We start from the raw sequence: 26,456 nt of genomic DNA, 5'->3' as shown, positions 1-26,456 counted from the left end.
GGACACCGAAGTGCCTTCATGCGGGCTGCCGTTCGAGCTGTCGGGACCCACCCCCCGGGAGGTCCCGACGGCCGCGTCAACCGAGGGCGATCACCAGAAGATGGGCGTGAAGTTCACCGCGACACTGTGGTCGGACTGGTCGATCGGCACGAAGGCCGAGTCGTTCACCTGGGCGGACGTGTTCTGGTTCGACGCACCGGTCCCGACCGCCTGCTGCTGGGTGGTGGACGAGTTGCCGGTGTTGATGCCGCCGACGCCACTGCCGTCGACCGTCGCCACAGCCGCGTTCGATCCGTCGTTCGCGAAGGAGCCGTTGTCCGCCATGGCCACCCCGCCGCAGAGCGCGACGGTCAGAGGCAGAGCAGCGACAGCGGCGAGGGCACGAGCGGTACGGATACTTGCCATGTCATTTCCTCCAGGAACGGAATTGCGGCTTCATATTCGGCTGGTCCCGGGGGAGTTGGCCGACCACCCCGGTGCTGTTCACAACGTCGCGAGACCAGAGTTGCCCAGCGCGCCCCCGGAGAACCCCTCACCACCTCCCGATTCCCTCTCACGTATGACGAAGAGCGGATAAACCTCCCGAGTCGTGCGCATGCGCAGGTCAGCGAGATGGTCACGGCGACCCGTTGGCGCGCCCGAGGAGAAGCGTTCCGTCACCCGCCCCTCCCCGAGCACCTTCGCCCCACCCCAGACCTCCCCCTCTTCCCTTCTTCGAACATGTGTACGAAAATAGTGCCATGGCCACCACCGACCGGCAGACCCCCACCCTGGCCCTCGCCCACGCCCTCGCCGCCGCCGGGCGCGGCCTCCCCGTCTTCCCGCTCTCCGCCACCAAGCTCCCCGCGCTGCGCTCGCCGCACCGCGGGGAGCAGCGCCCGGCGCACTGCCGGGGAGAGTGCGGGCTGCCGGGACACGGCGTGCACGACGCCACCACCGACCCCGCGGCCGTCCGCGCCCTCTTCGCCGCCGCGCCCCGGGCCAGTGGCTACGGCATCGCCTGCGGACGGGCCCCGCACCGCCTCATCGGCATCGACCTGGACGTCGACCCCGCGTACGGCAGCGACGCGGCGGGCGCGCTGCGGCAGCTGGCCCTCCAGCACCTGTTCACCATCCCGCCGACGGTCACGGTGCTCACCCCGAGCGGCGGCCGCCACCTCTGGCTGACCGGCCCCGCCGACGCCACGGTCCCCAACTCCGCCGGCCGCCTCGCCCCGGGCATCGACGTCCGCGGCAGCGGCGGCTATCTGGTCGGCCCCGGCTCGGTCACCGCCCACGGCCGCTACCGCCTGGCCCCCGGCACCGCCCACCTCGCCCCGGCGCCCTGCCCCCGCGCCCTGCTCCGCCTCCTGACCCCGCCGCCCGGCCGGGCCGCCCGCACGGGTACGCGCCCGGCCTCCGGCACCGCGTCCGGCTCGGCCCCCGGCACGGGCTCGGCCCCCGGCGCACCGGCGGCCGCGGCCCGTCGCGGGGAGGGCCTGGTCCAGTTCGTGCTGGCCGCCCACGAGGGCCAGCGCAACACCCGCCTGTTCTGGGCGGCCTGCCGCGCCTACGAGCACGGCTTCGGCGACGCCCTGGCGGATGCGCTCACCGCCGCCGCCGTCCGGACCGGACTGCCGGAACACGAGGCCCGCGCCGCGATCGCCTCGGCGGCACGGCTGACCTCGGGGCGGGGCGAGGAGCACGACGGCGCGGCCTGACGGGGTGTCGCCGAGAAGGGGGCCGGCGACTCCCCGCCACCGGGGCCACGGCTCCCGCCGCCAAGGCCACGGCTCCCGCCGCCGGGGCCTGCGGCCACTGCCGAATCCCGGCAGGAAGCAGCCCCAGAACCTGCGGACATCCCCCATGTCGCTTCCGCTCCCACCGGCACAGAATGCGGAGGTGATCCCGACCCCGAGCCATGAGGCAGCCCCTGCCCTCCGTGGGCCGATACGCGCCTACCTGGCAGCGGGCATCCTGTTCACCCTGGTGGCGGCCTGGCTGCTGCTCCTCACCACGCCGGACGCCCGCGACGACGGGCGCGCCTTCACCGCGGCGCCCGCGTGCACGGCCCCCGGCGGAAGCGATTCCGACTGCCTGCGAACGGTCGCCGCGGTGCTCGACCGCACCGAGAGGGAGACCGGGCGCAAGACCACGTCGTACCGGGTGTACCTGACCGAGGCCGACGGAACGTCCACGCGCACCACGATCAAGAGCGATCTGAAACGGCTTCCGGCCGCCCGCCCGGGAGCGAGCATCGAGGTCACGTACTGGCAGGACCAGATCCGGTACGTCGACTTCGGGCCGGACCGCCGCTACACGAACGCGGACCCGCGCGAGTCCTTCCGGCTGCCCCTCACCATCGGCCTGGTCCTCGGCATCCTCGCGGCGATGCTCCTGACAGCCGCGGCCGCGACCGCCTGGAGCAGCAGGAGGTCGCCCCGGGCGTACACCTGGCAGGTCGGTCTGACGATCACCGGGGGCATGTTCCTGACGCTGTTCGGCGCGGCGGCTGCCTGGAACAGCGACGACATCGGCGACGCCCTGCACCTGACAGGCGTGGCCGGCGTGGTGGTCCTGGCGCTCTGCGCCCTGGCCGCCCCGTTCCTGAACCGGCGCCATCGCGGCGACGACACGATCGCGGTGCATCTGTCCGTGCTGACCGAGGAGGCGTGCTTCCCCGGCCTGATCATGGGCGAAGTCCCGTACGCGAACCACGCCGGCTACCTGGTCGCGGGCCCCGGCGTCCTGGCCACGACTCCCGACCCCACGGGCGCCTTCCACCGCAAGGCCGCCCCGCGCACCCTGACCCCGATCCGCGTCCGCCCGCCGTACCTGACGGACCCCAGGGGCCGCCCCGACTACGACGGCCGGGCGGTGGTCGTGGAGTGCGAGGACAACGGCGTGCCGGTCCTCGTCGTCACGCACCGGAAGGACGCACCCGCCGTCCTCGGCGCGCTCGAACCGGTCTCCGCGGACTGAGACCGCTGGCCCGCCCCCACCAGAGCGAGCCCGCTCCGCCCCACCCCGAGAAGGGACACCACTCCGGCCGTTCCCGGCGGCGTAACCGGACCGGGTCATGCCCGCCCCGGCCGCCGCCCAGCGCGTTCACCGGACAGCCGCCACCCGGCGCAGCTCGGCGTCGTACCGATCGGCGTCGAAGTGGAACTCCGGCGGGGCGTCCTCCGTGTACGGGACCTCCCAGCCCGACCACTGCACGATGCCCCCGAGACGCTGAACGACCACGGTCAGAAACCCGCAGCACCCTCCGGAACACTCCGGCTCCCCCAACTCCACCCGCCGAGCCTCGCCGGTCGCCCACAGCAGACCGGGGCCCCCGGCCGGCAGCACATCGGCGACGAACGGCCCCCGGCCTGTCTCACCGACCGCGCCCGCCACCACGTCCTCGCCATTGACCAGGATCCGCAGACTGGGCGGAAACCGGCGCCCTCGCGGCAGTACACCGATCTCCAGATAATCGAACATCCGACGACGCTACGGACCAATGCCCCGGGGAATCACCCCCTTTGATGTCCCGGCGAACGACGCGCACGCGTAAGGCCCCCGACCGAGTTTCCTGGTCGGGGGCCTTACTCCTGGCGGTGGGTGTGGGATTTGAACCCACGGTCACATCGCTGCGACGACGGTTTTCAAGACCGTTCCCTTAGGCCGCTCGGGCAACCCACCCCGCGTCGGCGGTCCGGTCGCTGTGCAAGCCGATGGGCCGTCAGGCCCGTGTGGGGCCGGTTCGACGCGTGGGACAGCCTAGCCGGTCAGCTGTCGCCCTCGCGCTGGCCCAGGGTGACTTCGGCCGTGGCCGTCTTGCCGTCGCGCTCGTACGTCAGGGTCACCTTCTCGCCGGGCTTGCGGGTCCAGATCTCGCCGATCAGGGTCGGGCCGCTGTCGATCACGGTGTCGTTGAACTTCGTGATCACGTCGCCGGCCTTCAGGCCCGCCTTGGCCGCCGGGCCGTTCGGGGTGACGGCGGGGGTGCCGCCCGCGCCCTCGGCGGAGATGGCCGCGCCGCCCGTCTTCTCCTCCATCGTGACCGTCGCGCCGATCACCGGGTAGACCGGCTTGCCGGTCTTGATCAGCTGCTCGGCGACGTTCTTGGCCTGGTTGATCGGGATCGCGAAGCCGAGGCCGATGGAGCCCGCCTGGGACTGGCCGAGGCCGCCGCCGGTCGACTGGATCGCGGAGTTGATGCCGATGACCGCGCCCGTCGCGTCCAGCAGCGGGCCGCCGGAGTTGCCCGGGTTGATCGAGGCGTCGGTCTGGAGGGCGCTCATGTACGAGTTCTTGTTGCTGGAGCCGTCCCCGGACGCCACCGGGCGGTTCTTCGCGCTGATGATGCCCGTGGTGACCGTGTTGGAGAGTCCGAAGGGCGCGCCGATCGCGATCGTCGAGTCGCCGACCGCGACGCCCTCCGAGTTGCCCAGCGGCAGCGGGGCGAGGCCCGCGGGCGGGTTCTTGAGCTTCAGTACGGCCACGTCGTAGCCCTGCGCCCGGCCGACCACCTCGGCGGCGTACTTCTTGCCGTCGGAGAAGGTCGCCGACAGTTCGCCGGACTCCGCGGCGGACGCCACGACGTGGTTGTTGGTGAGGATGTGGCCTTCCTTGTCGTACACGAAGCCCGTGCCCGTGCCGCCCTCGCCCTCGCCGCCCTGCGCGTCGATGGTGACCACGCTGGGGAGCGCCTTGGCCGCGACCCCGGCCACCGTGCCCGCCGGGCGCTTCAGGTCCCTCGGGGTGTCCGACGCCGAGACGGTGGTCGAGCCGCCGCCGTTGCCGTCGTTCCGGTCGGCGGCCCAGAAGCCGAGGGCTCCGCCGATACCGCCCGCGACGAGCGCCGCGACGGCCACGGCCGCCACCAGACCGCTGCCGCGGCCCTTGCCGCTCCTGGCGCCCGGGGTTCCGGATCCGGCCGGGACCGGAGCGCCCCAGACCGGGCCGTGACCGCTGCCGTTGCCGATACCGCCGGACGCGTGACCGGCGCCCCCGTCGGCGTACGACGGGACGGCGGGCGGGGGCGGCGGCCAGGACGCGGCCCCCGGCGGAAGCCCGGGCTCCGCTCCGTATCCGGGCGTCGCTCCGTACGGGGAGTGCTGCGGCGGCGGGGTCTGGTGGGCGCCTTGGGCGTACGCGGGCGTGGCCGGGGAGGCCGGGGCACCCTGGTGCGTGGGGTCGTGGCGCGGCGCTTCGGCGTGCGCCGGTGCTCCTGGTGCCGGAGCCCCCGCGCCAGGAGCGGGCGGAGCGGCCTCGGCTGCTCCGGAGTCGTGCACGGGAAGGCGCGCTGTGTCGTGCGCGGGGTCGTGCGCCGTCTTGTGCGCGGCGTCCTGGGCCGGAGCCGGCGGCGGCGCGGCTCCGTCGGCCGCCGGTTCGGGAGTGGCGGCCGGCCCGGGAGGTGCGGACGGCACGGCCGGTACCGCGTTGCCCTCGTTGCCCTCGTTCTCGGTGCTCACAGCTCTTTACTCCTCGGTTCCACTCGGCATCCAGTCGGCGTTCGGCAAGAAATCCGCTGTGCACGTGTCTGCGGTCAGCTTTTCCCACAACACGTCGGGCCACTGTAAGCAGGACCTGTGCATCCGCACACCAATCTTCACATCCGACAAAACGGACCCCCAGGGTGACATGTGCTCAGCCTTCCCCGCGGCGGTGACACCATGGCGCGGGTGACCCACGCACGGCAGCACAGCGCGCACACCTCCATCCAGGTCATCGCCCACCGCGGGGCCTCCGACGACGCCCCCGAGCACACCCTGGCCGCCTACCGCAAGGCGATCGAGGACGGTGCCGACGCCTTGGAATGCGATGTCCGGCTCACTGCCGACGGCCACCTCGTCTGCGTCCACGACCGGCGGGTGAACCGTACGTCCAACGGGCGCGGCGCCGTGTCGGCCCTGGAGCTCGCCGACCTCGCCGCCCTCGATTTCGGGTCCTGGAAGGACCGGGAGGAGTCGCCCGACTGGGATCCGGTGCCGGGCGAGCTCACCTCCGTACTCACCCTGGAACGCCTCCTGGAACTCTTCACCGAGGTCCGGGCCACCGGGCGGCCGCTCCAGCTGGCCATCGAGACGAAGCACCCCACGCGCTGGGCGGGCCAGGTCGAGGAGCGGCTCCTGCATCTCCTGAAGCGCTTCGGGCTGGCCGATCCGCCCGCGGACGGGCCCTCGCCGATCCGCGTCATGAGCTTCTCCGCCCGCTCCCTCCACCGCGTCCAGGCCGCCGCGCCCACGCTGCCGACCGTCTACCTCATGCAGTTCGTATCGCCCCGGATGCGTGACGGACGGCTGCCCGCCGGGGCCCGGATCGCGGGGCCGGGCATGAGGATCGTGCGCAGCCACCCCGGGTACATCGAGCGCCTGCACCGTGCGGGGCACCGGGTGCACGTGTGGACCGTGAACGACCCTTCCGACGTCGACCTGTGCGCCGAACTCGGCGTCGAGGCGATCATCACCAACCGCCCGAAGCAGGTTCTGTCCCAACTGGGTCGCATTTAGTACGGATGAATACGGATGAGGAGCCGCCAGGGCCCCGACCTCGGCCGTTACAGGGTGTGCACCGGCGCACTCAGTGCGCGTCCAATCGTTACGAGTGCGTCACCGGCAGTGCGTTGGCCGGTTTCCGGTGCAGCTCAGTGGGGCATCCAACCCGTGGCGTGGGGCAAAGGAGGTCTCGGGGGTGGCGTTGGTGGTGGCACAAGAGGTGCCCGCGTCGTCGAGCATGGCCATTCCTCATGGCCCTGCCGGCGTGGGGCAGGCACGACACCGGATGCGTGAACAGTTGTGCGGCAACGGAGTGTCGGACGCGGTCGTCGACGACGCCGTTCTGATCCTGTCCGAACTTCTCAGCAACGCCTGCCGGCACGGCAGGCCCCTGGGGCGGCACACCGACGTCGGCGACGGAGACATCCGCGCCGCCTGGCGGGTGGACACCGCCGGCGCGCTCACCGTGGAGGTCACGGACGGCGGCGGCCCGACCCGCCCGGTTCCGGCCACTCCTTCGGTGACGGCACGCGGTGGCCGGGGTCTCAACATCATCAACGCCCTGGCCCAGGAATGGGGCGTACGGGACGACTCGTCCGGCGAGGTCACCGTCTGGGCCCTGGTCTCCTCGAAGAAGCCGCCCGGAATCGGCGGCAACGGCCCCGCCCCGAACGGCTCCGGCGCCAACGGCTCGGGGGCCGATCGCATCGGCGCCAACGGCATCGGCGGGCTCACCGGGTTCGAGGGGCTGGACTTCTCCGAGGCCTTCGACGACGTGGGCTGAGCGCGCGGACGACGTTGGCCGAGCGCGCGGACGACTAGGGCCGAGCACGCGGGTGACGGGGGCCGAGCCCGTACGGCGGACGAGCGGGGCTCCCCGGGCGGCTAGGCTCGCGCCGAGTCCGCACTGTCGCAATCGGGAGAATGCCCACCATGGCCAAGAAGCGCCCTCAGTCCAAGGCCGGGAAGCAGCAGCTCAAGGACGGTGAGATCCCGGTCGTCGGGGCCCGTGAGCCCTGCCCGTGCGGATCGGGCCGCCGTTACAAGGCGTGTCACGGACGCGCCGCCGCCCAGGCCGTGACCGAGCTCGTGCACCGCCCCTTCGAGGGACTCGCGGGCGAGTGCGACTGGGTCGCGCTGCGCGAGCTGGTGCCCGCCGCCACGGTCGAACTGACCCTCAAGGACGGGCTGCCCGAGGGAGTTCCGTCGGTGACGCTCGCGACGGTCCTGCCGATGGCCTGGCCGGCCCTGCGCCGCGACGACGGTTCCGTCCTGCTCGCCCTGCAGAACGACACCTCCTCCGGCGACCTCAGCCGCGACCTCGCGGACACCCTCCAGCGCGCCCTTGAAGCCGAGCCCGGCTCACCGGTCACCGCACGCCGTGTCCCGGCCGACGGCCCGCGCCTTCAGGACCTGCTCGCCCCGGACGCCACTTTCGAGCCGAACGTGCACTCCGGGTTCGAGTTCTGGGTACCGGACGCGGAGAACGCCACGCCGGAGGTGTCCGCCTCGCTGGAGCGCGCGAACGCCGCCGCGATCCCGACGACGCTGCTGTCCGGCGTCGACGCCGCGTACTGGTGCGAGACCCCGGAGAAGAACCACCTGCGCTGGGTCATGCCGCACCCCGAGGAGCAGCTCCTCGACGCGCTCGCCCGGCTGCACGCCGCCGGCACCTCCTCGCTCGGCGACGACACCCGCCTGGTCGGGTCGTTCCGGGCGCACGGGCTCGTGGTCCCCGTCTGGGACCTGCCCAGCGCGATGGAGGCCGAGGCGTGCGAGAAGCCCGCCGTCGAGTTCGCCGAGCGACTGGCGACGGCGCTCGCGTCCGACGCCCCGCTCACCGCCGAGGAACGACGCGCCCGGGGCGGTCTCACCAACCGCCAGGTGACCCTCAGCTGACAGTGACGGCGGGGCGCCGCCGACGGTGACCCGCGTCACAACTCGCCGTACTCGCAAGTAAATCGGCGTCCTTACAGGCGAGATCGAATTTGCGAACGGCAGATCTCTTGTTACGGTTCTAGAAGCCCGGTCGCTGGTGCATCCCCCGTCGCCAGCGACCGGGCGTCTTCGTTTCCGGCTCCGGCCCGCCCCGTGACACCCCCGGGCGCGCTGGCCGCACCGCTCCGCCGCACCCCTCCTGAAGCCCGCCTGCCGCGCCGGAGCTCCGCCCTCGTCAGCGCCTTTGCGGTGCCGTGCGACCCCCGCGGTCCCCGCCGCCCTGGCGGTTCATGCCGTCCATGCAGTCCATGCGATCGCCACCGCCAGAAGAGGACGAACGATCAGGCTCAGGCAGAGATCCGGCTTCTGCGCTCATTCTCGATGACGATTTCAGCAACGTCGGCGACAGGGCGGCAGTTTCATCTGCGGATAGGCCATCAGGAGCCTTTGGCTCTGCCCTTTCTGGCGATGCACCAGACGGTTTCACCTCGGCTGCCGGATCACCCGATACGGCAATCGGAGCAACGGCAGGTTCCGCGAAACGACCAGCGGAACCGGACAGGCGAACAGGACGGCGGCCATCGGACCGCTGCAATGCGCGCCGTCAGACCGCGCGGCACCCCTGATACCGGGGATCCGGCCCGGCTCACACCCGTTCGAGTGAGCCGGACACCGTGAACCGGGCTCCGAGGACCGGACACCGTGAGCCGGGCTGTGGCCCCGGGCTTCGGGCCCGGGCCCCGCGATTCCCGCCGTTCGGCCGGCTCAGTGGGCCAGCCGACTGCCGCCGCCCGGTGCGCCGGTACTCGCCTCGACCAGGGCGTCCAGGACCGCTTCCACGTCCGGGAGCCAGGGCGCCGCGACCGCGGGATCCCCGCCCTTGGAACGCCCTCGGGACACCGGGCCGTCGGTGGAGGCCACTGCCTTCGCGGGTGGCCGCTCCCAACGGACCTGGCCCGCGCCGGTCCGGGACGGCGGCAGCACGAGATAACCGCCCTCACCGTGGAACCGGAGCGAGCTGGGCACCCAGTCCTTCGCGTACAGCAGTTCGCCGAGCCGTTCCAGGCTGTACGGGGCGACCAGCAGCGACCACCGGGTGGGCGTCGCCACGACGGGGCCGAGCCGCATGCCGAGGACGTCGAGGGCGCTGAGCGCTCTGGCGCCGGCCACCGCGGGCAGGCTCACCGCGCACGGCGCGCGGCCGCCGGTCGCCAGCATCACGGGGGCCGTGGGGCGGTGGGTCCACCACCAGCGCACCATGCGTTCGTCCGTGGTGGCCGCCAGCAGGCCGGGATCGAAGGGGTGTGCGCCCGGTACGGCGCAGTCGGGTTCGGGGCAGGCGCAGCCTGGGCCGCCGCTCTCGCCGCGCGGGCCGGCCTGCGCCGTCCCCACTCCGGGGAGCACGGGCCATTGCCATACGGTGGCGCAGGTCAGGGCCGCGTCGAGCCGGGCTGCCCCCTCCTTGCGCCGGAGCCGGAGCCTGCGTCGCCTTCCGAGGATCTCGCGCATGAGCGCTCGTTCCTTTCCGTTGAACGCCGAGTCCACATGACACACGCGTGTGTGACACCACGTGCGTATCTCTTCGCTGTGCGTACGTGCTCATCAGTTCTGCGGTACAGGCGTGCCGTCGGTACCGAGCGTGAGCCGAGCCGAGCCGAGTGGAACCGAGCCGAATAGAACCGACCTGGGGTGGAACAGAGCCGAACCGAGCAGAGTCGAACCGAACGGGGCCGAACTGACCGAACGGTCCGAACCGACCGAGCGGAGTCGTGCTGCCCTGGCAGAGTCGTGCGGGTCGAACCGAGCGGGTCGAGCCGGACCGGCGATCGCTGGGCGAGGGCGGCATGCGCCTCGCCTGCCGCCCCTGGTGCGAACCCCGCCGTCCGGGGCGAGGGCGTCACCTTCACGGGTAAGGACGCCCGAACCCGCTGCCGGGTTCCGGAGCGATCACCGCCGCACCCGCGCATCACCGTTTACGTACCCAGCATGCCCGGAATGACGCTCCTCCGGCGACTTGACCCCGGAGGTACCCCTGTTGAGCAGGCTCAGTCGATCGTAAATAGCGTCCATAGGGTGCAATTTTCGGCCAAGTTAACCGACACTGGGAGAGCACGAATCGCCCAGCACCCAAAGGGACAATGCTGGACATCGGGTTACTTGTGCGTGTACATGTGGATGTATTGATAGTGGCGCAGAATCACATGGGGGTTTGCGATGCTATTCGACGAATCACACCGGTCGGAAAGCTGGCTGCCATGAGCGCCCCACACCTGCCGAAAGTGGCTGGAATCGATCCAGAAGTTCCGGTTTCAACGCACACTCCGGCACCTCTGACGGTGGTCCCGGGGCCGACCGGAGCCTTCATCCAGGACCGGCTCGCGGGCTGGGTCTCGGACCTCACGACCCTGCACGAACTCACCGAGCGGCTGGCCGGGACGAACACCCTCGACGACGCCCTGAACGAGCTGCTGCACGCCGGAGCCGCCCTCGTCGGCGCCCGGCGCGGACTACTCGTCCTGGAGCCGGCGAACGGCGAAGGGCCCTCCGCCACCCTCGGTCTCGGCCTCGGCCACGCCGAACTCGGCCACATCGAGACCGTGCCGCGCGCGGCCACCGCGCTCGGCCGCGTCCTCGACGGGCTGCCGGGCACCGCCGACGGGGTCGCCAGCCCCGACCTGCTCGGCGAGAAGGACCTGGACCCCCGGCACCGCGCAGTCGCCACCCGGCTCGGCTACGCCGCCAGCTACACCCTCCCGCTCGCCTCCGAGGCGGCGGGCCGCCTCGGCGCGGCCGTCTGGATCTACGACGAACCGGCCGAGCCCTCACAGAAGCAGTGCCACCTCGTCGGCCTCTACGCGCGCTACGCCACCGAGCACCTGGCCCGCCTGATCGAGCTGGAGCGCGCCCGCGCGGACGTCGCAGCCGTCGCCGAGGAGCTGCTGCCCAGCCGGCTGCCACGGATCCCCGGCGTCCAGCTCGCCGCCCGGCACCGCACCGGCCCCCGGGGCGGCGGCGACTGGTACGACGCCCTGCCGCTGCCCGACCGCACGCTCGGCCTCACCGTCGGCTCCGTGGGCGGGTCCGGACCGAGCGCCATGGCCGCCATGGGCCGACTGCGCGCCAGTCTGCGGGCGTACGCCGTGATGGAGGGCGAGGATCCCGTCGCCGTCCTCTCCGACCTGGAACTGCTGCTGCGGCTCGCCGAACCCGCGCGGACCGCGACCGCCCTCTTCGCCTACTGCGATCCGGCCGCCCGCAAGGTCGTGCTCGCCGGGGCCGGGCACACCCCGCCCCTGGTGCTCGGCGAGCGGCGCTGCGAGTTCGTCGAGACCACGCTCTCCGCCCCGCTGGGGATGCTCGCCTGCTGGGAGGCGCCGAGCGTGGAGTTCAGCCCGGCGCCCGGTGAAACGGTGCTGCTCTACACGGACGGTCTGCTGCGCCGCACCGGGGACGCGATGGACCGCGCCTTCGCCCGGCTGCACTCCGCCGCCGCCTCCGTACCGAAGTCGGCCCGGCACGATCCGGCGGCCGTCGCCGACCACGTCCTGCGCACGATGCTGCCCGACGGCCTCGATCGGAGTGACTCGGCCGAGGACGTCGTGATCCTCGCCGCCCACTTCGACTGACCGTCCCCACGTCGACCGACCGCCCTCACTTCGACTGGCTGTCCCCCCGTCGACCGACCGCCCCCTCGTCGGCCGCCCGCCCACGCCGCGTGACCGCCCTCGTCGACCGATCCGTCGGCAGTATCCCGATAACAGGTCCTTCGGCCCTGGGTCCTCATCCGTACGCCCGTACGATGGGTGATGGTCCAGTGTCGTACTCAAGGAGAGACAGAACGTGTCTGAGGAGCTCATCCCGGAGAACCCGGAGCAGGAGACCGAGGAGAACGAAGCAGAGGAACCGGTCAAGCAGCGGAAGAACGGCCTGTACCCGGGCGTATCCGACGAGCTCGCCGACAACATGAAGTCGGGCTGGGCCGACACGGAGCTGCACGACCTCCAGCCGATCGCCCAGGCCGAGCACACCGCCGCCCGGCGCGCCGCACTCTCCGCCCGCTTCCCCGGCGAACGCCTGGTCATTCCCGCGGGCAACCTGAAGACCCGCTCCAACGACACCGAGTACGCCTTCCGCGCCTCCACCGAGTACGCGTACCTCACCGGTGACCAGACCCAGGACGGCGTGCTCGTCCTGGAGCCGAAGGGCAGCGGCCACGAGGCGACCCTGTACCTGCTGCCGCGCTCCAACCGGGAGAACGGCGAGTTCTGGCTCGACGGCCAGGGCGAGCTGTGGGTCGGCCGACGGAACTCCCTCTCCGAGGCCGAGCAGCTGCTGAACATCCCCGCGAAGGACGTCCGCGAGCTGACCGCCGTACTGGCCGAGGCCACCGGCCCGGTCCGCGCCGTGCGCGGCCACGACGCGTCCGTCGAGGCCGCGCTCACCGACAAGGTCACCGCGGAGCGCGACGAGGAGCTGCGCGTCTACCTCTCCGAGGCCCGCCTGGTGAAGGACGCCTTCGAGATCGCCGAGCTGCAGAAGGCGTGCGACGCCACCGCGCGCGGCTTCGAGGACGTCGTCAGGAGCCTGGACAAGGCCGAGGCGACCAGCGAGCGCTTCATCGAGGGCACGTTCTTCCTGCGCGCCCGCATCGAGGGCAACGACATCGGCTACGCCTCGATCTGCGCCGCCGGTCCGCACGCCACCACCCTGCACTGGGTCCGCAACGACGGCGACGTCCGCGCCGGCGAGCTGCTGCTCCTGGACGCCGGCGTGGAGACCAACGACCTCTACACCGCCGACGTGACGCGCACCCTGCCGATCAACGGCACGTTCTCGCCGCTCCAGCGCAAGATCTACGACGCGGTGTACGAGGCCCAGGAGGCGGGCATCGCCGCCGTGAAGCCCGGCGCCACCTTCCGCGACTTCCACGACGCCTCGCAGCGCGTGCTCGCCGAGAAGCTCGTCGCGTGGGGCCTGCTCGGCGACCTGGACGTGGAGAAGGTCCTGGAGCTCGGCCTCCAGCGCCGCTGGACCCTCCACGGCACGGGCCACATGCTCGGCATGGACGTCCACGACTGCGCCGTCGCGCGCACCGAGGCCTACGTCGACGGCGTCCTGGAACCGGGCGTCTGCCTGACCGTGGAGCCGGGGCTGTACTTCCAGGCCGACGACCTGACCGTGCCGGAGGAGTACCGGGGCATCGGCGTCCGGATCGAGGACGACATCCTCGTCACCGAGGGCGGCAACCGGAACCTCTCCGACACGCTGCCCCGCCGGGCGGACGAGGTCGAGGCCTGGATGGCGCGGCTGAAGGGCTGACCCACCGCCGTACCTCTCGCGAGGGCGCGCCGCTCACTACGCCGTGAGCAGCGCGCCCTCGCGCCATTTCAGGACCTTGTCGAAGCGCACCACCGCGCCGTGGCCCGGCCGGTTGCCGAACTGGACGTGGTCCGAGAGCTGCTGGATGAGGTCCAGGCCCCGGCCGCTCTCGGCTTCGGTGTCCCGCGGGGGGAGTGCCTGCTGCGGGCTCTGCGACTGCTGTGGGTGCTGTGGGTGTTGTGACTGCTGTGGTTGCTGTGGTTGCTGTACTGCATGCGCGGCTGGGCGAAGCGCGCGGCGGGCGGGGAAGCCCGGCCCCGAGTCGCTGACCTCGATACGGCATTTCTCGCCGTCCAGATAAGCCGTGACCCGGTACTGCCCGGAGTCCGCGGCAGGGTGTCCGTACCCGGAATCCCCCGACTCCCCGAGAGCCTTCCGGTCGCCGCCGTGTTCGACGGCGTTCGCACAGGCCTCGCTGAGCGCGACCGACAGGTCGAAGGAGATGTCCGGATCCACCCCTGCGGTTTCCATGGTGCCGAGCAGAAAACGGCGCGCGAGCGGGACGCTCGCGGCTTCGCGCCGCAAATGGAGAGACCACCAGATGCTCATCTTTCAGCCTCCTGGCTGCGGCTCGACGTATCGATACGTATTGCCGCCCTCGGCACTTCGTAAGCACGGATCGGGTGCGGGAGCCCTCATTCGGCGGATGTGGATATTCGGCCGCCCGGTGTATGGACCCGCCCGACACCAGGTCACCGGGCGTCCGTCCGGTGACCTGAGGTGCTCGCCCCTGTTCCGTACATCCCCCGCGAACGGGCGCAACAAGCGCGGTTGCGGACGGAGTCTGATCTTCCGGACCTGCCGTACGGCACAGGGGTGTGCAGTGCGATGATGTTCCGGCCATGTCCACGCCTCTCGCACACGCAGGAGCCGGTCTGCGGCTCATGAGGGCCGCGGTGTTCACCGCGGTCTGCGTCGTGCTGTCCGCGGCCGGACACACGCTCGCCGCCGGAGCGCCCGTCCCCGCGTGGACACTGCTCGCCGGATTCCTCGGCGTCCTCGCCGTCGCCACGGTCCTCGCCGGACGGGAACGTTCCCTTCCGTCGATCGTGGGCGCGCTGGCCGGCGGGCAGATCCTCCTGCACGTGCTCTTCGCGTACGGCAGCCACGCCGACACCCCGGCCGCCGCCGCGCCCACCGGCGCCGACAACCCGGTCATCCGGTTCGCCGCCGGACTCGTCTGCGGTGCCGGGCCGGAGCAGCTGAACGCGACCGACGCCCACCGCATCGTCTCCTCCGCCGGCATCGACCCGTCGACGCTCGCGGGGGCCCACGGCCATCTCGCGGACGGCGGGGCCACAGCGGTCGCGAGCGCCGCGTCGGCCGGCCCGGACGGCGCCTCCGGCATCGCGCAGCTCTGCGCCGCGGTCTCCGCGCTGCTGCCGAGCCTGCCGATGTTCCTGGCCCACGTCCTCGTCGCGGTCGCCACCGGCTGGCTGCTGCGGCGCGGCGAGATCGCCCTGTTCGGACTGGCCCGGCTCTCCGCCCACAGCGCCCAGGCGCTGGCGGCCGGCGCCCGGCTGCGGGCCCTGCGGGCCGCGCTCGCCCTCGTCCGCGCGCTGCGGGCCGGGGCGCGCGAACAGCTCACGGCCGGACCGCGCGTTCCGCGCCCCTCCGACGAGGTGCCGGCACCGGCCGCCGGGGATCCGCTGCAGCACCTGGTGATCAGGCGCGGGCCTCCGGCCCCGTACGCCCTCGCAGCCTGACACGACGCCTCCGACGGCCCCGCGGATCCCGTCCGCGCACGTTCCCGTGCGCGCACACCCACGGAACCGGACCACGAGGTGTCGTGATGCCGCCGCGCACCCGCGCGACGGACCACCGTGTTCCGTTTCCCCAGTGGAGATTCCTGCCATGAAGCTTTCCCGTATCGCCCTCGCCGGCGGCGTCGCCGCGTCCACCGTCCTGCTGATCGCCGGCCCGGCCGCCGCCCACGTCAGCGTCCAGCCGGTCGGCGAAGCCGCCAAGGGCGGATACGCCACGCTCAACTTCAAGGTCCCCAACGAGCGCGACCAGGCCTCGACCGTGAAGCTCGAAGTCAACTTCCCGGCCGACCACCCGCTGTCGTCCGTCACCCCGCAGGCCGTCCCCGGCTGGAAGATCGACATCTCCAAGAGCAAGCTCGACAAGCCTCTTGAGGTGCACGGCAAGAAGATCACCGAGGCCGTCTCCAAGGTGACCTGGACCGCCGACGAGGGCGAGATCGCCCCCGGCTACTTCCAGCAGTTCCCGGTCTCCGTCGGCGCGCTCCCCGAGGACGCCGACCAGCTCGTCTTCAAGGCGATCCAGACGTACGACAACAAGGAAGTCGTCCGCTGGATCGAGGAGCCCACGGCCGGCGGCGAGGAGCCCGACAGCCCCGCCCCCGTCCTGAAGCTGACCGCCGCCGCCGAGGACGGCCACGGCGCCGCCGACGACACCAAGAAGACCGACGACCACAAGGCCGCCGACACCGAGGCATCGGCCAAGGAGAGCAGCACTGCCGCGTCCTCCTCCTCCAGCGACACCACCGCCCGCACGCTGGGCATCATCGGCATCGTCATCGGCATCGCCGGCATCGCGTTCGGCGTGCTCGCCGGGCGTCGCCGCTCGGCCTGACCGGCCGGTTCCCTCACCCGCACCACGTTCAGGACACCTCATCCCATGCGCAACAAAACAGCAGTGACGGCCGTGGCGTTCGCCGCCGCGGCCGCACTGGCCCTCTCCGCCTGCGGCACCGGTGACGACAAGGCGGGCTCATCGGCCGTCGCCGACGTCAGCGCCGCGCCGAAGGACAAGGCCGCGACCGTCCTCGACCAGCCGTTCACCAAGCCGAACCTCGTCCTCACCGACACCCACGGCAAGGAGTACGACCTCCGCGAGGCGACCAAGGGCAAGCCGACGCTCATCTACTTCGGCTACACCAACTGCCCCGACGTCTGCCCGCTGACCATGAGCAACATCTCGCTCGCCAAGCGGGAACTGCCCAAGGCCGACCAGGAGAAGCTCCAGGTCGTCTTCGTCACCACCGACCCCGAGCGCGACACCCCCGCCTCGCTCGGCAAGTGGCTCTCCGCCCAGGACCCCTCCTTCACCGGCCTCACCGGCGACTTCCCGACCATCCAGGCCGGGGCGCGGCAGATCGGCATCGGCATCGACGCGCCGAAGAAGGAGAAGGACGGGACCGTCGTCTCGATGCACGGCGCCCAGGTCATCGCCTTCTCCCCGAAGACGGACGAGGGCTATGTGCTCTACGGCGAGGACACCTCCGCCGAGGAGTACGCGAAGGACCTCCCCGAGCTGATCAAGGGGGAGACGCCGTGAACCGCCGCCGCACGGCTCTCGCCGGCGTCCTCGCCCTCACCGCGGGGGCGGCGCTGGCCGGGTGCTCGTCGGACGGCGCGCCCGATCTGAAGGTCGTCGGCGCCTATCTGCCGCAGCCCGTCAGCGACATGGCCGCCGGGTTCCTCGTCGTCCAGAACAGCGGCGATGCCGGGGACCGGCTCACCTCGGTGACCAGTCCGCTCTCCGACGACGTCACGATCCACGAGACGAAGAACCAGAAGATGCGCGAGGTCTCCTCGTTCGAGGTGCCCGCGAACGGCGAGCTCGACCTCGAACGCGGTGGCAACCACATCATGTTCATGAAGCTCAAGCAGAAGCTCAAACAGGGCGAGAAGGTCTCCGTCGAGCTGCACTTCGAGAAGGCCGGCCTCATCACGGTCGACCTGCCGGTGAAGGAAACCACCCACAACCCGAAGAAGCAGTGAGGGACTGACCCGATGTCTGCCACCGCCCCGTACGCCGGACCGTCCCCGATACGACGGCCCGTCGCCGCCGCCGCGCTCCTCGCCGCGCTGGTCAGCCTGGTCTTCGGGCTGCTGCTGGCCGGCGCGGGCCCGGCGTCCGCGCACGCCGCCCTCACCGGGAGCGATCCGCAGGACGGGGCGGTGGTGGACACCGCGCCCAAGGAGGTCACCCTCAGCTTCTCCGAGGCGATCGCCGTGGGCGACGACTCCATCCGCGTCCTCGACCCCAGCGGCAAACGCGCCGACACCGAGGCCGAACCGCGCGACCTCTCCGAGGGCGGCACCGTCCGCTACGGCGTCGCGCTCCACTCCGGTCTGCCGGACGGCACCTACACGGTGGCCTGGCAGGCGATCTCCGCCGACAGCCATCCGATCTCCGGGGCGTTCACGTTCTCCATCGGCGCCCCGTCCGAGACCACGGTGGCCCTGTCCTCCCAGGAGGCGGGCGGCGGCCCGGTCGGCGTCGTCTACGACATCGCGCGCTACGCCGCCTACGGCGGATTCGTGCTGCTCGTCGGCGGCAGCGCGTTCGTCCTGGTCTGCTGGCGGGGCGGCGCCTCGGCCCTGCCGATGCAGCGGCTCGTGGTCCGCGGCTGGCTCACCCTGACCGCGGCGACCCTGGTCATGCTGCTGCTGCGCAACCCGTACACCGGGAGCGGGAAGTTCGCCGACGCCTTCGACCTCGTCGGGCTCCAGTCCGTCCTGGACACCAAGCCCGGAGCCGCCCTCGTCTCCCGGCTGCTGCTGCTCGGGGCCGCCGCCCTGTTCATCGCCGTACTCTTCGGCACGTACGCCCGGCGCGAGGACGAGCAGGAGAAGAAGGACCTCACCTTCGGCCTCGCTGTCGGGGGCGGGGTGGTCGCGGCGGGCATCGCCGCCACCTGGGCGATGTCCGAGCACGCCTCGACGGGCATCCAGGCGTCCATCGCCATGCCGGTGGACGTGGCGCACCTGCTCGCCGTCGCCGCGTGGCTCGGCGGGCTCGCCTCGCTCCTGGTGGCGCTGTACCGGACGCCGGACATCGGGAGCGCCGCGGTCCGGCGCTTCTCCGCGGTCGCGTTCGGCAGTGTCGTGGTCCTGGCGGCGACCGGGATCTACCAGTCCTGGCGGCAGGTCGGCTCCTGGTCGGCGCTGACCGGGACGCGTTACGGGCAGCTGCTGATCCTCAAGGTGGCGCTGATCGCCGTCCTGCTCGCGGTCGCCTGGTTCTCCCGGCGCTGGACGGGACGGCTGACGGACAGCGCCGTCGCCCCGTCGGCGGAGGCATCCAAGACGTCCGAGGCGCCCGAGGCGCCCAAGACGTCGAAGACATCCACGGCTTCCGGGGCTTCCGGGGCTTCCGACGACGTCGCCCCCGAGCGCGCCGCGCAACTGGCCCGTCAGCGGGCCGTCCTGACCGCGACGAAGAAGAAGCGGATACGGGACGCCGATCCGGAGCGCTCCGGACTGCGACGCTCGGTCCTGGCCGAAGCCGCCGTCGCCGTCGTCCTGCTGGCCGTCACCACCATGCTGACGGCCACCGAACCGGGCCGGACGGAGGAGGAGGCTGCCGCGAGCGGCGCCACCGCGGCCACCGCCCCCGCCGCCGGCGGCCCGGTCAACCTGAGCATGCCGTTCGACACCGGCGGCGAGAACGGCAAGGGCACCGTCCGCATCGACATCGACCCCGGCCGCACCGGATCCAACGATCTGCATGTGTGGATCGACGGCAGCGACGGCGAGCCGATGGACGTTCCCGAGCTGAAGCTCGCCCTCACCCTGGAGTCGAAGGACATCGGCCCGCTGCCGGTCGTCCCCGACCGGCTGGCCGAGGGGCACTGGACGGCGAGCGGCGTACAGATCCCGATGGCCGGGGACTGGAAGGTCGACGTGACGGTACGGACCTCCGACATCGACCAGGTCACCATCGACAAGAACGCGAAGATCGGCTGAGCACGGTGAGCAAGACCAAGAAGCAGACCCCGGACGAGACCGCCGCCACCGGCTCCCCGGGCGCCGACAACGCCGGTGCTACCGGCGTATCGCGGCGGCGGCTGCTGGGCACGGCCGGTGCGGCGGGCGCCACGGGGCTGGTGCTGGGAGCCGGGGGCGGGGCCGCCGGGTACGCCGCCACCCGCCCCGAGGAGACGGCCGCGCTGACGACCGTCGGGGCGACCGAGGCGATGTTTCACGGGAAACATCAACCGGGGATCACCACTCCGCTTCAGGCCCGGGGCCATCTCGTCGCCTTCGACCTGGCGGCGGGAGCCGGGCGGAAGGAGGCGGCGGCCCTGCTGCGGCGCTGGTCCGCGGTGGCGAAGGAACTGATGGCGGGCCGCCCCGCCGCGGGCGGGCCGGACGGCCCCGGGCACGACACCGGGATCGCCCTGGACGCGGGACCGTCGTCCCTGACCGTCACCTTCGGCTTCGGCCGTACGTTCTTCGCGCGCACCGGTCTGACGGCTCGCCTGCCCGCCGCGCTCGACCCGCTGCCCGCGTTCTCCGCCGACGCCCTCGACGCAGAGCGTTCGAACGGCGACCTGTGGGTGCAGATCGGCGCGGACGACGCGCTGGTCGCCTTCCACGCGCTGCGGGCGCTCCAGAAGGAGGCCGCGGGCACGGCACGGGTGCGGTGGCAGATGAACGGCTTCAACCGCACCCCCGGCGCGACCGCCCGGCCGATGACCGCCCGCAATCTGATGGGCCAGATCGACGGGACCGGCAACCCGAAGCCGGCCGACGAGGACTTCGGCCGGCGCGTCTTCGTCCCCGCGTCCCCCGGCACGCCGCAGGAGTGGATGGAGGGCGGTTCGTACGCCGTCGTCCGCCGGATCAGGATGCTCCTGGACGACTGGGAGAAGCTCCCGGTGGAGCGCCAGGAGCGGGTCATCGGGCGGCGCAAGGCGGACGGGGCGCCCCTGAGCGGGGGAACCGAGACCACGGAGATGGACCTCGACAAGGCGGGCCCGGACGGCAGGCTCGTCATCCCCGACAACGCCCACGCCCGGATCTCCTCGCCCGAGAAGAACGGCGGGGCCGCCATGCTGCGCCGCCCGTTCTCGTACCACGACGGCATCGCGGAGGACGGCACTCCGGACGCGGGGCTCCTCTTCGTCTGCTGGCAGGCGGACCCGTTCCGCGGTTTCGTGCCGGTGCAGCGCAAGCTCGACCGGGGAGACGCGCTGTCGCCGTTCCTCCGGCACGAGGCGAGCGGGGTGTTCGCGGTCCCGGGCGGGGCGGCGGAGACCGAGTACGTGGGACAGCGGCTCCTGGAGTCGTAGAGGGTGCGCCCGCCGGACCCTTTCCCGCTCTCCCCCGCCCTTCCGACCGCATTCTGAGACAGCCCGGCGGGCCTCGCGGGGCGCATTAGGGTGACCGTATGTCAGCCACGCGCTACGCCTATCTCGGTCCCGAGGGCACCTTCACCGAGGTCGCCCTCCGCACGCTCCCGGAAGCCGCCACCCGGGAACTCGTCCCGATGGTGTCCGTGCCGGCCGCCCTGGACGCCGTGCGCAACGGCGAGGCGGCGGCGGCGCTCGTGCCGATCGAGAACTCCGTCGAGGGCGGCATCACCGCGACGCTGGACGAGCTGGCCGGCGGGGAACCGCTGATGATCTACCGCGAGGTGCTGCTCTCCATCACCTTCGCGCTGCTGGTAAGGCCCGGGACCAAGCTGTCGGACATCAAGACGGTCACCGCCCACCCGGCCGCCCAGCCGCAGGTGCGCAACTGGATGGCGACCCACCTCCCGGGTGCCCTGTGGGAGTCGGCGGCGTCCAACGCGGACGGGGCCAGGCTGGTCCAGGAGGGACGGTACGACGCCGCGTTCGCCGGGGAGTTCGCCGCCGCGACCTACGGCCTGGAGCCGCTGGTGACGGAGATCCACGACGCGGAGAACGCCCAGACCCGCTTCGTCCTGGTGGGCCGCCCCGCCCGGCCCTCCGCACCGACCGGCGCGGACAAGACCTCCGTGGTGATCTGGCTGGGCGACGACCATCCGGGCGCCCTGCTGGAGCTGCTCCAGGAGTTCGCGGTGCGCGGCGTCAACCTGATGCTGATCCAGTCCCGCCCGACCGGCGAGGGCATCGGCAACTACTGCTTCGCCGTGGACGCCGAGGGACACATCGCGGACCGGCGGGTCGGAGAGGCCCTGATGGGGCTCAAGCGGATCAGCCCGAAGGTGCGGTTCCTCGGCTCGTACCCGCGGGCGGGCGTCTCCCCGGACGAGGTGCGGCCGCTGCGGGCGGGCACGTCGGACACGGCGTTCATGGAAGCCTCCGACTGGCTGGCCCGTAGCCAGGACGGCCGGATCTGACGGAAGGCAGGAGCAGCTCCGGTGCGCAGGCCGCCCGGGGCTGCCTTCTTCGCGCGCTCCGCAACGATCCGATCTACAGATAGTCACGCACTCCGGAGAGTTATCCACAGGGAGGCTCTCGACCTGGGGACAAGTCGACACGCCAATGCGACATCGTCGACAAATCAACCCAGCAGCCCCGGAGCCGTCCACAGAGCCACGAGGCGCCACGAGCCGCCCATGCGCCGCCAATTCCCTTGATCAAACTCTATAGTGCGGCGAATTCCCACCCGATCGAGCACGCGGAACGGGTTTGAATGAGGATTCCGCAGGGCTTCGTCCGAGTTCCGGAACAACATCCTCCGGCATCCACAGAACTTCCACACAGCCTGTGGATAACTATTTCGACCCGAAGCCCCCTGTGGACAACGACAGCCCCCACACCCCTCAACTCCCGCCCCGCTCAAGGCGGGTACGTCAAGGCGGACCGCACCTTGTGCCCTGTTCAGGGGAGTTAACCACCGTTATTGACACCCCTCCCCACTCCGGCGCGACGCCGGCACCGACGCCCCAGGGGCCGGCGCGCCACCGATTTCCGCACCACCCAGGATTCCCCTTCAGGAATATCAATTCCGGCAATTCGGTCAAAGTGACACGCTCGGCAATATCGGTTCGAGTGCGAGAACCGCGCACCGGTAGCCTGGAGAGGTGATTGACCTTCGCCTGCTCCGTGAGGACCCCGACCGTGTTCGCGCCTCCCAGCGCGCCCGTGGAGAGGACGTCGACCTCGTCGACGCCCTGCTCTCCGCCGACGAGCTGCGCAGGTCGTCCGGCGTCCGCTTCGACGAACTCCGTGCCGAACAGAAGGCCCTCGGCAAGCTGATCCCCAAGGCCACCCCCGAGGAGCGCACCGAGCTGCTCAAGAAGGCCGAACAGCTCAAGGCCGGAGTCAAGGCGGCCGACGCCGCCCAGGACGAGGCCGACGCGGACGCCAAGCGGCTGCTGCTCCAGCTCGGCAACATCGTCCACGAGGACGTGCCGGTCGGCGGCGAGGAGGACTTCGTCGTCCTGGAGACCCACGGCACCATCCGGGACTTCGGCGCCGAGGGCTTCGAGCCCAAGGACCACCTGGAGATCGGCGAGGCGCTCGGCGCCATCGACATGGAGCGCGGGGCCAAGGTCTCCGGCTCGCGGTTCTACTACCTCACGGGCGTCGGCGCGCTCCTGGAGCTCGCCCTCGTCAACGCGGCGATCGCGCAGGCCACCGAGGCCGGCTTCGTCCCGATGCTCACTCCGGCGCTGGTCCGCCCCCGCGCCATGGAGGGCACCGGCTTCCTCGGCCAGGCCTCGGAGAACGTGTACCACCTGGAGAAGGACGACTACTACCTGGTCGGCACCTCCGAGGTCCCCCTCGCCGCGTACCACATGGACGAGATCATCGACGCCGACAAGCTGCCCCTGCGGTACGCCGGGTTCTCCCCGTGCTTCCGCCGCGAGGCCGGCACCTACGGCAAGGACACCCGCGGCATCTTCCGCGTCCACCAGTTCGACAAGGTGGAGATGTTCTCGTACGTCGACCCGGCGGACGCCGAGGCCGAGCACCGCAGGCTCCTGGACTGGGAGAAGCAGTGGCTCACCGCCCTCGAACTGCCCTTCCAGGTGATCGACGTCGCCACCGGCGACCTCGGCGCCTCCGCCTCGCGGAAGTTCGACTGCGAGGCGTGGATCCCGACCCAGGGCAAGTACCGCGAGCTCACCTCCGCGTCGAACTGTGACGGCTTCCAGGCCCGTCGCCTGTCGGTCCGGATGCGCGAGGGCAAGAAGGTCCAGCCGCTGGCCACGCTGAACGGCACCCTCTGCGCCGTACCGCGCACGATCGTGGCGATCCTGGAGAACCACCAGCTTCCCGACGGTTCGGTCCGGGTGCCCGAGGTGCTCCGTCCGTACCTGGGCGGGCGCGAGGTCCTGGAACCGGTCGCCAAGTGACCTTCCCCTACAAGCTCGTCGCGACCGACCTCGACGGCACACTGCTGCGCGGGGACGACACGGTCTCCGAGCGCACCCGCGAGGCTCTGGCCGCCGCCACGGCGACCGGCGCCGCGCACATCATCGTCACCGGACGTGCCGTCCCCTGGACCCGGCACATCCTGGACGACCTCGGTTACGAGGGGCTCGCGGTCTGCGGTCAGGGCGCGCAGGTCTACCACGCGGGCGAGCACAAGCTGCTGACCTCGCTGACCCTGGACCGGCAGCTCGCCGGTCTCGCGCTGTCCAAGATCGAGGCGGAGGTCGGGCCGCTGCACCTGGCGGCCAGCCGCGACGGTCTGGACGGCGAGGTGCTGGTGGGCCCGGGCTACCAGGTGCAGGAGGGGCCGCTTCCGTACCTCTTCGTGGACGACGCCACCGAGATGTGGACCGCCCCCCTCAACAAGGTCTACATACAGCATCCGGAGCTGGACGACGACGCGCTGGCCTTCGCCGCGCGGGCGGCGGTCGGCAGCCTGGTCGACGTGGTCATGGCCGGGGCCGGCGTGGTCGAGATCCTGCCGCTGGGCCTCAGCAAGGCCACCGGCCTCTCGCTGGCCGCCCGCCGGCTCGGCGTGAAGGCGGCCGACACGATCGCGTTCGGCGACATGCCGAACGACATCCCGATGTTCGGCTGGGCCCACCACGGCGTGGCCATGGCCAACGCCCACGACGACCTGAAGGCCGTCGCCCACGAGATCACGGCGTCCAACGAGGACGACGGCATCGCGGTGGTGCTGGAGGAACTGCTCCGCTCGGCGCCCGTGCGGTAGGGCGCCCACCTGCACCCACCGGACAGCGCGACAGCGGCCCGGCACCGTTTCCCACGGTGCCGGGCCGCCGGTCTCAGCGCTGCCCGCGCTGCCCGTTACGGCGACGCAGATCCTTCAGCTGCCGGGCGATGGAGTCCAGTCGCCCGTCCACGCGGACGACGTCCTGCTGCACATCCGTCAGCCGCAGGCTCATCGCCCCGATCACCTGGTGCGTCACCTCCACCTTGCGGTCCAGACTGTCGAGCCGCTCCGACATCCGCACCAGCACCGGCCCGAGCTCCTGCAGCGCGCTGCCGACGCCGGTGAGGCAGCTCTCGATCCGGGTGACCCGCTGATCGAGAAGGGCGTACCGGGTGCGCAGCGACTCCTCGGCGTCGAGGAGATACGTACGCACGCATCGGGCGATGTCGCTGTCGCGAAGAAGCATGGCGACATTGAGGACGGTGCGGCGGGTGTAGAGCCGCAGCTGCGTGGCCGCCTGTGGATAACTTCCCACCCCTTCGCGGGTCCATAGCGACATCATGTCGCTATGGAAGGACTGCAGGTCAGCGCCGCGCAGCACGCGGAGCCCGCTCTCGGCCAACTCCTCCTGGTGCCGATCGGTCAGCCTTTTGACGGCACCTGTGGATACTTCGAAGTAACGAGCCACATCCTCTGTGCGAACGTGAATTCCGTCCGGGAGCATGACCAGGCTCCTCACCTTGTCGAGGACGTCGACGCGCCCCATCTGCTCCACGCGCAGCGCGCGTGATTCGAGCAGGGCGACTTCCGTGGGCATGGGTGTGCCTTTCGTGCGAGGGAATGACGAGGACGGCCCACACCCCGGGCTTCAGGGGTGGAGGACGCTCACGGTTGCCACTCACTCGATGACCGGTCCGGTGGGCTGGGCCTCACCCGGTGCCGGCATTCCCCGATTTCACGATCGCTACGACGCCACGGATTCCAGTTGCCTCCACGCACCCTGCCCAACGACCCGATAAACGTACGGTTACGCGCACATCTGTCCGCTCATACGACGACCCCCGCCCAGGTCCGAACGGGCGGGGGTCGTCGAAGCGCACGAGGGCTCAGGCCAGAGCCCTCACTCCTCGCCCGCCAGCTTCAGCGTCCGCAGCTTCTGGCCCGCGTACCAGGTGGCGGCGGCCGTGACCGCGACCAGCAGGACCGTGGCGAGCGGCAGGCCGACGTCCGAGGTCACCGCGCCGTCGCCCGCGACCTTCTGGGCGACCGCCAGGGACCACTGCTGGACGCTGAGCGTCCGCGCGCCGGGCACCAGGCTGCCGAACAGGGCCTCCCAGACCAACGCGTAGACCAGGCCGAGGACGACCGCGTGCCGGCTGACCGTGCCGAGCAGCAGGAACAGGGCGCTGTACGCGATCGAGGCGACCAGCGCCGCGATCGTGTAGGCGACGGCGATCTGCTGGCCGTTGCCGTTGAGGATCAGGCCCGCCAGAAGCGTCGGCAGGGCGGAGAACACCATGGTCACCGCGATGGCCACGATCAGCTTGGTGAAGATGATCGTGGGCCGCTTCACGGGCTTGGCGAGCAGGTAGACGATCGAGCCGTCGTCGATCTCGGGGCCGATCGCCCCGGTGCCCGCGATCACGCCGATCAGCGGCACCATCGTGGCGATGGCGAACCCGCCGAGGACATCCGACGCGATCTGGTCATCGGCTCCGGCGAACATGCGCACGGCCGCGGCGATGACCAGCAGCAGAGCGGGCAGGACGAACAGGATGGCGGCCCGGCGCCGGCCGAGCAGGGCCCGGTAGGTGAGCCGGGCGACTGTGGGGTCGTACATGACGGTGCACAGCTC

The 26,456-nt window shown here is 71.6% G+C and carries 23 protein-coding genes and 1 tRNA gene; 16 read left to right on the top strand and 8 right to left on the bottom strand.

The window, feature by feature from the left end:
* Nucleotides 1–90 precede the first annotated feature (90 nt).
* Complete coding sequence (locus OG245_RS19025) at nt 91–405, bottom strand: hypothetical protein (RefSeq protein ID WP_371624696.1); 315 nt, start codon at nt 403–405, stop codon at nt 91–93.
* Between the two features lie 335 nt (nt 406–740).
* On the opposite strand from OG245_RS19025, the gene OG245_RS19020 reads away from it, so the two are divergent.
* Both OG245_RS19020 and OG245_RS19015 read left to right on the top strand, forming a co-directional pair.
* On the top strand, nt 741–1,700 hold the full coding sequence (locus tag OG245_RS19020) for a bifunctional DNA primase/polymerase (protein WP_371624695.1): 960 nt from the start codon (nt 741–743) through the stop codon (nt 1,698–1,700).
* A gap of 181 nt (nt 1,701–1,881) precedes the next feature.
* Nucleotides 1,882–2,961 (top strand): hypothetical protein, encoded by a 1,080-nt coding sequence (locus tag OG245_RS19015; RefSeq protein WP_371624694.1) that lies wholly within the window; start codon nt 1,882–1,884, stop codon nt 2,959–2,961.
* 126 nt (nt 2,962–3,087) lie between these two features.
* Here OG245_RS19015 and OG245_RS19010 read toward each other — a convergent pair whose 3' ends face one another.
* The 3 genes from OG245_RS19010 to OG245_RS19000 form a co-directional block, all read right to left on the bottom strand.
* On the bottom strand, nt 3,088–3,465 hold the full coding sequence (locus OG245_RS19010; RefSeq protein ID WP_371624693.1) for a hypothetical protein: 378 nt from the start codon (nt 3,463–3,465) through the stop codon (nt 3,088–3,090).
* A gap of 111 nt (nt 3,466–3,576) precedes the next feature.
* Nucleotides 3,577–3,666: transfer RNA gene (locus tag OG245_RS19005), tRNA-Ser, on the bottom strand.
* 86 nt (nt 3,667–3,752) lie between these two features.
* Nucleotides 3,753–5,441, bottom strand: a complete 1,689-nt coding sequence (locus OG245_RS19000) for a S1C family serine protease (RefSeq protein ID WP_371624692.1) — start codon at nt 5,439–5,441, stop codon at nt 3,753–3,755.
* Nucleotides 5,442–5,642: 201 nt separating this feature from the next.
* On the opposite strand from OG245_RS19000, the gene OG245_RS18995 reads away from it, so the two are divergent.
* The 3 genes from OG245_RS18995 (at nt 5,643) to OG245_RS18985 (ending at nt 8,363) form a co-directional block, all read left to right on the top strand.
* On the top strand, nt 5,643–6,479 hold the full coding sequence (locus tag OG245_RS18995) for a glycerophosphodiester phosphodiesterase (protein WP_371627920.1): 837 nt from the start codon (nt 5,643–5,645) through the stop codon (nt 6,477–6,479).
* A 94-nt stretch (nt 6,480–6,573) separates the two neighbouring features.
* The gene (locus OG245_RS18990) at nt 6,574–7,248 is read left to right on the top strand and encodes an ATP-binding protein (protein WP_371624691.1); all 675 of its coding nucleotides are present in this window, start codon (nt 6,574–6,576) and stop codon (nt 7,246–7,248) included.
* Nucleotides 7,249–7,397: 149 nt separating this feature from the next.
* A complete protein-coding gene (locus OG245_RS18985) occupies nt 7,398–8,363 on the top strand; it encodes a DUF5926 family protein (protein ID WP_371624690.1) in 966 nt (321 codons plus the stop codon).
* An 804-nt stretch (nt 8,364–9,167) separates the two neighbouring features.
* On the opposite strand, the gene OG245_RS18980 is transcribed toward OG245_RS18985, so the two are convergent.
* Complete coding sequence (locus OG245_RS18980) at nt 9,168–9,911, bottom strand: bifunctional DNA primase/polymerase (RefSeq protein WP_371624689.1); 744 nt, start codon at nt 9,909–9,911, stop codon at nt 9,168–9,170.
* A gap of 629 nt (nt 9,912–10,540) precedes the next feature.
* Between OG245_RS18980 and OG245_RS18975 the strand changes: the two genes are divergently transcribed.
* Nucleotides 10,541–12,028, top strand: coding sequence for a PP2C family protein-serine/threonine phosphatase (locus OG245_RS18975; protein ID WP_371624688.1), 1,488 nt, complete (start codon nt 10,541–10,543; stop codon nt 12,026–12,028).
* Between the two features lie 214 nt (nt 12,029–12,242).
* Nucleotides 12,243–13,721 (top strand): aminopeptidase P family protein, encoded by a 1,479-nt coding sequence (locus OG245_RS18970; protein WP_371624687.1) that lies wholly within the window; start codon nt 12,243–12,245, stop codon nt 13,719–13,721.
* 36 nt (nt 13,722–13,757) lie between these two features.
* Here the strand turns inward: OG245_RS18970 and OG245_RS18965 are convergent, their stop codons facing one another.
* Complete coding sequence (locus OG245_RS18965) at nt 13,758–14,330, bottom strand: ATP-binding protein (protein WP_371624686.1); 573 nt, start codon at nt 14,328–14,330, stop codon at nt 13,758–13,760.
* Between the two features lie 293 nt (nt 14,331–14,623).
* Between OG245_RS18965 and OG245_RS18960 the strand changes: the two genes are divergently transcribed.
* The 9 genes from OG245_RS18960 (at nt 14,624) to OG245_RS18920 (ending at nt 24,640) form a co-directional block, all read left to right on the top strand.
* Complete coding sequence (locus tag OG245_RS18960) at nt 14,624–15,487, top strand: hypothetical protein (RefSeq protein ID WP_371624685.1); 864 nt, start codon at nt 14,624–14,626, stop codon at nt 15,485–15,487.
* Between the two features lie 148 nt (nt 15,488–15,635).
* Nucleotides 15,636–16,379 carry a YcnI family protein gene (locus OG245_RS18955; RefSeq protein ID WP_371624684.1) on the top strand — a complete coding sequence of 248 codons (744 nt, stop codon included), beginning with the start codon at nt 15,636–15,638 and terminating at the stop codon, nt 16,377–16,379.
* Between the two features lie 45 nt (nt 16,380–16,424).
* Nucleotides 16,425–17,084: an SCO family protein gene (locus OG245_RS18950; RefSeq protein WP_371624683.1), complete on the top strand. Its 660-nt coding sequence runs from the start codon at nt 16,425–16,427 to the stop codon at nt 17,082–17,084.
* Nucleotides 17,081–17,530, top strand: a complete 450-nt coding sequence (locus tag OG245_RS18945) for a copper chaperone PCu(A)C (RefSeq protein WP_371624682.1) — start codon at nt 17,081–17,083, stop codon at nt 17,528–17,530. Before OG245_RS18950 ends, OG245_RS18945 begins: the two co-directional genes overlap by 4 nt.
* 12 nt (nt 17,531–17,542) lie before the next feature.
* On the top strand, nt 17,543–19,501 hold the full coding sequence (locus tag OG245_RS18940) for a copper resistance CopC/CopD family protein (RefSeq protein WP_371624681.1): 1,959 nt from the start codon (nt 17,543–17,545) through the stop codon (nt 19,499–19,501).
* Between the two features lie 5 nt (nt 19,502–19,506).
* On the top strand, nt 19,507–20,829 hold the full coding sequence (gene efeB, locus OG245_RS18935) for an iron uptake transporter deferrochelatase/peroxidase subunit (protein WP_371624680.1): 1,323 nt from the start codon (nt 19,507–19,509) through the stop codon (nt 20,827–20,829).
* Between the two features lie 98 nt (nt 20,830–20,927).
* On the top strand, nt 20,928–21,863 hold the full coding sequence (gene pheA / locus OG245_RS18930) for a prephenate dehydratase (protein ID WP_371624679.1): 936 nt from the start codon (nt 20,928–20,930) through the stop codon (nt 21,861–21,863).
* 687 nt (nt 21,864–22,550) lie between these two features.
* The gene (gene serS / locus OG245_RS18925) at nt 22,551–23,828 is read left to right on the top strand and encodes a serine--tRNA ligase (RefSeq protein ID WP_371624678.1); all 1,278 of its coding nucleotides are present in this window, start codon (nt 22,551–22,553) and stop codon (nt 23,826–23,828) included.
* On the top strand, nt 23,825–24,640 hold the full coding sequence (locus OG245_RS18920) for an HAD family hydrolase (protein ID WP_371624677.1): 816 nt from the start codon (nt 23,825–23,827) through the stop codon (nt 24,638–24,640). The genes serS and OG245_RS18920 overlap by 4 nt, the downstream gene beginning before the upstream one ends.
* Nucleotides 24,641–24,713: 73 nt before the next feature.
* Here OG245_RS18920 and OG245_RS18915 read toward each other — a convergent pair whose 3' ends face one another.
* Both OG245_RS18915 and OG245_RS18910 read right to left on the bottom strand, forming a co-directional pair.
* A complete protein-coding gene (locus OG245_RS18915; protein WP_371624676.1) occupies nt 24,714–25,418 on the bottom strand; it encodes a hypothetical protein in 705 nt (234 codons plus the stop codon).
* Between the two features lie 303 nt (nt 25,419–25,721).
* Nucleotides 25,722–26,441 (bottom strand): ABC transporter permease, encoded by a 720-nt coding sequence (locus tag OG245_RS18910; RefSeq protein WP_371624675.1) that lies wholly within the window; start codon nt 26,439–26,441, stop codon nt 25,722–25,724.
* Nucleotides 26,442–26,456 lie beyond the last annotated feature (15 nt).

Origin of the sequence: Streptomyces sp. NBC_01116 (assembly GCF_041435495.1) — a bacterium.
In the GTDB taxonomy this organism is placed as follows: domain Bacteria; phylum Actinomycetota; class Actinomycetes; order Streptomycetales; family Streptomycetaceae; genus Streptomyces.
The sequence above is the reverse complement of the archived record's forward strand: the minus strand, read 5'-3'. Positions and strand labels throughout refer to the sequence as shown.

What these genes read in the sequence shown, in the direction of transcription:
- OG245_RS18940 (WP_371624681.1), top strand. Translation starts at nt 17,543, where the DNA reads ATGTCTGCCACCGCCCCGTACGCCGGACCGTCCCCGATACGACGGCCC.
- OG245_RS19025 (WP_371624696.1), bottom strand. Translation starts at nt 405, where the DNA reads ATGGCAAGTATCCGTACCGCTCGTGCCCTCGCCGCTGTCGCTGCTCTG.
- OG245_RS19020 (WP_371624695.1), top strand. Translation starts at nt 741, where the DNA reads ATGGCCACCACCGACCGGCAGACCCCCACCCTGGCCCTCGCCCACGCC.
- OG245_RS18980 (WP_371624689.1), bottom strand. Translation starts at nt 9,911, where the DNA reads ATGCGCGAGATCCTCGGAAGGCGACGCAGGCTCCGGCTCCGGCGCAAG.
- OG245_RS18910 (WP_371624675.1), bottom strand. Translation starts at nt 26,441, where the DNA reads ATGTACGACCCCACAGTCGCCCGGCTCACCTACCGGGCCCTGCTCGGC.
- OG245_RS18950 (WP_371624683.1), top strand. Translation starts at nt 16,425, where the DNA reads ATGCGCAACAAAACAGCAGTGACGGCCGTGGCGTTCGCCGCCGCGGCC.
- OG245_RS18915 (WP_371624676.1), bottom strand. Translation starts at nt 25,418, where the DNA reads ATGCCCACGGAAGTCGCCCTGCTCGAATCACGCGCGCTGCGCGTGGAG.
- OG245_RS19010 (WP_371624693.1), bottom strand. Translation starts at nt 3,465, where the DNA reads ATGTTCGATTATCTGGAGATCGGTGTACTGCCGCGAGGGCGCCGGTTT.
- OG245_RS18995 (WP_371627920.1), top strand. Translation starts at nt 5,643, where the DNA reads ATGGCGCGGGTGACCCACGCACGGCAGCACAGCGCGCACACCTCCATC.
- OG245_RS18985 (WP_371624690.1), top strand. Translation starts at nt 7,398, where the DNA reads ATGGCCAAGAAGCGCCCTCAGTCCAAGGCCGGGAAGCAGCAGCTCAAG.
- OG245_RS18960 (WP_371624685.1), top strand. Translation starts at nt 14,624, where the DNA reads ATGTCCACGCCTCTCGCACACGCAGGAGCCGGTCTGCGGCTCATGAGG.
- OG245_RS18975 (WP_371624688.1), top strand. Translation starts at nt 10,541, where the DNA reads ATGCTGGACATCGGGTTACTTGTGCGTGTACATGTGGATGTATTGATA.
- OG245_RS18965 (WP_371624686.1), bottom strand. Translation starts at nt 14,330, where the DNA reads ATGAGCATCTGGTGGTCTCTCCATTTGCGGCGCGAAGCCGCGAGCGTC.
- pheA (WP_371624679.1), top strand. Translation starts at nt 20,928, where the DNA reads ATGTCAGCCACGCGCTACGCCTATCTCGGTCCCGAGGGCACCTTCACC.
- OG245_RS18955 (WP_371624684.1), top strand. Translation starts at nt 15,636, where the DNA reads ATGAAGCTTTCCCGTATCGCCCTCGCCGGCGGCGTCGCCGCGTCCACC.